General features: G+C 59.0%; 3 protein-coding genes. All 3 read left to right on the forward strand.

What is annotated here, in order from left to right; all coding sequences use genetic code 11:
* Nucleotides 1-170 precede the first annotated feature (170 nt).
* Genes FN828_RS20155 through FN828_RS20165 form a run of 3 tightly spaced genes read left to right on the forward strand, consistent with a single transcriptional unit; the run spans nucleotide 171 to nucleotide 3569 of the window.
* On the forward strand, nucleotides 171-1799 hold the full coding sequence (locus tag FN828_RS20155) for a Mu transposase C-terminal domain-containing protein (protein ID WP_093455154.1): 1629 nt from the start codon (nucleotides 171-173) through the stop codon (nucleotides 1797-1799).
* A complete protein-coding gene (locus FN828_RS20160) occupies nucleotides 1777-2634 on the forward strand; it encodes a TniB family NTP-binding protein (protein WP_071974414.1) in 858 nt (285 codons plus the stop codon). The genes FN828_RS20155 and FN828_RS20160 overlap by 23 nt, the downstream gene beginning before the upstream one ends.
* On the forward strand, nucleotides 2580-3569 hold the full coding sequence (locus tag FN828_RS20165) for a TniQ family protein (protein WP_083545780.1): 990 nt from the start codon (nucleotides 2580-2582) through the stop codon (nucleotides 3567-3569). Before FN828_RS20160 ends, FN828_RS20165 begins: the two co-directional genes overlap by 55 nt.
* Nucleotides 3570-3663: the final 94 nt, after the last annotated feature.

Raw genomic sequence — 3663 nt, forward strand, 5'->3', positions numbered from 1 at the left:
TGTCACTGTACCCTCATTAATCAGAATTGCCTTTAAAATTATCGTTTGTTTTCAGCGGCACGATGTACCCTTAATTTTCATATTGTACCGTTAATTGCCATACTGTACCCTTTATTAGCATACGGTCAGTTCTGTGGATAAGTGCTGACAGGAATAGGGCAGGGATTGGCGTGGTCAGCGAGCGTCTTGCAAAACATCGAGCAGCAGTCCTCCGTCCGATCCTGGAACTTGAGAAGAAGGGTGAGCCGATCAGTGCGGCAATCGGAGATGCTGCTTGGGAACTAGGTTTGGCGAAGAGCCACACCTGGTCGCTTTACCGCCGTTTGCGCGAGAACGATGGGCGGGCCGCAGCACTGGAACTCAGTCGCCGGGGGCCGAAACCGGGGTCGAAACGGATCGCGCGAGAAGTCGAAGACCTCATCGATGAACGCCTACGGCGCTATTATCTGGTCCGCGAACGCTCCAGCTTTCTGCGAATTTGGCGTGAGATCCGTTCGGAATGCGAGGCAAAGGGCTTCCAGCCACCGGCACGAAAAACGCTGAAAGCTCGGCTCGATGCAATGGACGAGAAAGAGATTGTTAGAAAGCGCCGTGGTGCCAAGGAGGCGAACAAGACTTTTGCGGCACGTCCGGGCCGGCTTGCGGTTGGAACGCCACTGGAAATTGTTCAGATCGATCACACCTTGGCCGACATCATTTTGGTCGATCACGTGGATCGGCGACCGCTTGCGCGCCCATATTTGACGGTAGCCATCGATGTTGCAACCCGGATCGTTCTCGGGGTCTTCGTCAGCTTTGATGCACCATCAGTTCTTTCGATCGCGCTCTGCCTCGATCATTGTGTGCGTCGGAAATCGATCCACGTCCCAGGGAAGCTGGAAGAATTGGTCTGGCCGACATCCGGCATCCCGAAGGCGATCCATGTCGATAACGCGCAGGAGTTCCACAGCGACGCCTTCTCATCGGCCTGCGAAGATTGGGGCATTGCCGTCGAGTACCGCCCGCCTGGTGCAACGCACTTCGGAGGTCATATCGAACGTTTGATCGGAACGGCCATGGGGGCTGTTCATGTTTTGCCCGGGACCACGCAATCCTCCGCTGCCGAGAAGGGCGATTATGACAGCGAGAAACATGCGGCTCTGACCCTGGCCGAGTTCGAGGACTGGCTTCATCTGGAGATTTGCCGCTACCACAATACCCGCCACGAAGCCCTCGGGCGAACGCCGCTGGCCGCTTGGGCTGACTTGGGCGGAGACACTGCGGGGCGGCAGGTTGTCGATGTCGAAGCCTTCCGGACAAGCTTCCTGCCTTTTGAGTTGCGCCAGCTCGGGCGCACTGGGATCACTCTCTTTGGGGTGCACTACTGGAGTGATGCCTTCGCGTCGTTGGTCGGACGGGGCAGCGGCAAGGTGCAGGTGAAGTACGACCCGCGGGACCTGTCGCAGGTCTGGGTTCTCGTCAATGATGGCCGCATGATCCCGGCTCGGTATCGGGATCTGAGCCACCCTCGGATATCGCTTTGGGAAAGTCGTCGGGCGCGGAAGGAATGGCAAGACAGGCATGGCGGTCGGATCAACGAGAAGGCCTTGTTCCAGGTGATCGACGCGCAGAGACGACTGGCCGAGGCGGCGCGTCAGAAGACAAGGACCGCCCGTCTGGAGAGCGAACGCGAGACGCGGCTTCCCAAGCACCAGCCGCGCCGCGATCCGTCCCGAGAAATGTTCGCCATCGACACTGGTAACCCAGACCTCCCCACTTATCCGATTGAAGAGTTTGATGACCCCAGAAGAAAGAATTGACCGCATCCGCAGCGATCATTGGATCGCATTCGACCGTGCCACGATTGTTCTCAACCGATTGACGTCCCTGATGGAAATGCCGCAGCAGAGCCGGATGCCTGGCCTGATGGTCTATGGCAGTTCCGGTATTGGCAAGACGATGATCGCCAAGCGCATGGCCAGCAAGTATCCGACGCAGTACAACGCAGAACTGGGCATCACGAAGACCCCCATCCTGCTGGTTCAGGCGCCGCCAGCGCCGGACGAGCGACGCTTCTACCAGCACATCCTTTCGACGATCGGGGCGCCGATGTGGGGGCGGCATACCGTGTCCGAACTTGAGGTCCGCGCGCTCAGTCATCTTCGGGATATGGACCTGAAGATGCTGATGATCGACGAGGTGCACAATCTGCTTGCCGGTAGTTACCGGGAGCAACGCCGGTTCCTGAACATGCTGCGGTTCTTGGCCAACGATCTCTGTGCCTCGCTTGTCGTTTTCGGTGTCAACGAAGCGCTCGAGGCCGTCCGCGGTGACGACCAACTGGCCCGTCGCCTGGACGAACACTACCTGCCGCTCTGGGAGGACGACGTGGAGTTCTCTCGGCTCATCCAAACGCTGATTGCCGCGATGGCACTTGAGCAGCGGTCGGGCCTCACGGTTGCGTCGCTTCGGACAATCCTGAAAGTGACGGGCGGTGTGACCTCGCGCGTGTTCATCATGATCAAGTCCTTGGCCATCGATGCGATCGAGACGGGTGAGGAGCGGATCACCGATGAGGCCGTTCAGGCCTGGCAGCCGGTATGGGCGAAGCATGCTTGGAGCATTCCGCGCCAACCCATCGCGGAGTTCGGGTGACCGTGAACCCATTGCCGCGTCGACCGCCACCGGTATCCGACGAGCTTCTCTCGAGCTGGATCGGGCGGTTGGCCCGGGCCAATCATTGTTCCGTCGAAGAGCTTTGCGGCTATCTCGGTTTGGGGCAGGGCAGGGTGCCGGAGCATGCGGGTGACCTTGGGCATGTGAACTGGGCTCGGCTATGTCCGGCGGTTCAGCAGACCCGGGATGAGATCGCGGCCATGACCCTCCCGGACACGACGCATCATCCCGCTCAATGCGTATCTAGCGATGACTTCCAAAGTTGCGCAAACTGCTCGAAACAAACCTCGGGACTGGTCCTGCGCCACTGGCGCTTCGCCTGGTCGCTGACTTGCGAAAACTGTGGTCGACCTCTTGTGGCGAGGCATCCGGCCGATGGTCTATCAAACAGGCTACGTGTCCGCGCCGCTCGGGGCGCGGCATTGCTGAAGACGGCGGTTGCCGCCGCCGATCTGAGGCACATGCAGCGGATCAGCCATACGCTGTGCCTCTTACAAGTACTTGAGTTGGTATACAGCGTGCCACTCACGTCGCGGTGTCAACTGGAGCGGTCAATAGCACTCGCAGCTGTCGATGTCTGCTCAGCCCGTCCATTATTGGGAGTGGCCATCTTGCTGCGCGGAAATGAACAAGCATTCTGGGATCTCCGACGCGCCTTTCCTCAGCGCAGACGTTTGATTGAGAAGGTGCGCAAGCTGTCGATGAACCTCGATATGCGACTTCCGCGAAGACGTCGGCAGGAAAGCAGTCCCGTTGACCGATCTGCCAGGGCGACGTCGCCCAAAAAGACGTCTGCGCAGGCCCTAGACGCTGCCCGTCAGGCCATCTCCGAGCTCGGTGCCGATGCAGATCGTCAAGCGCTTCTGGCACGAGCCGATGCAATCTGGAAGCGCCAAAGCTGTGTCAGCCACTGACGCAGCGCCCTGTGGATATATTGCAATTAAGGGTACAGAATCTGCCGAAAACGCTTCCAATCCGCAGAATCTGATTAATTAGGGTACAGTGACA

This window comes from Thalassovita litoralis (assembly GCF_900182725.1).
In the GTDB taxonomy this organism is placed as follows: domain Bacteria; phylum Pseudomonadota; class Alphaproteobacteria; order Rhodobacterales; family Rhodobacteraceae; genus Thalassobius; species Thalassobius litoralis.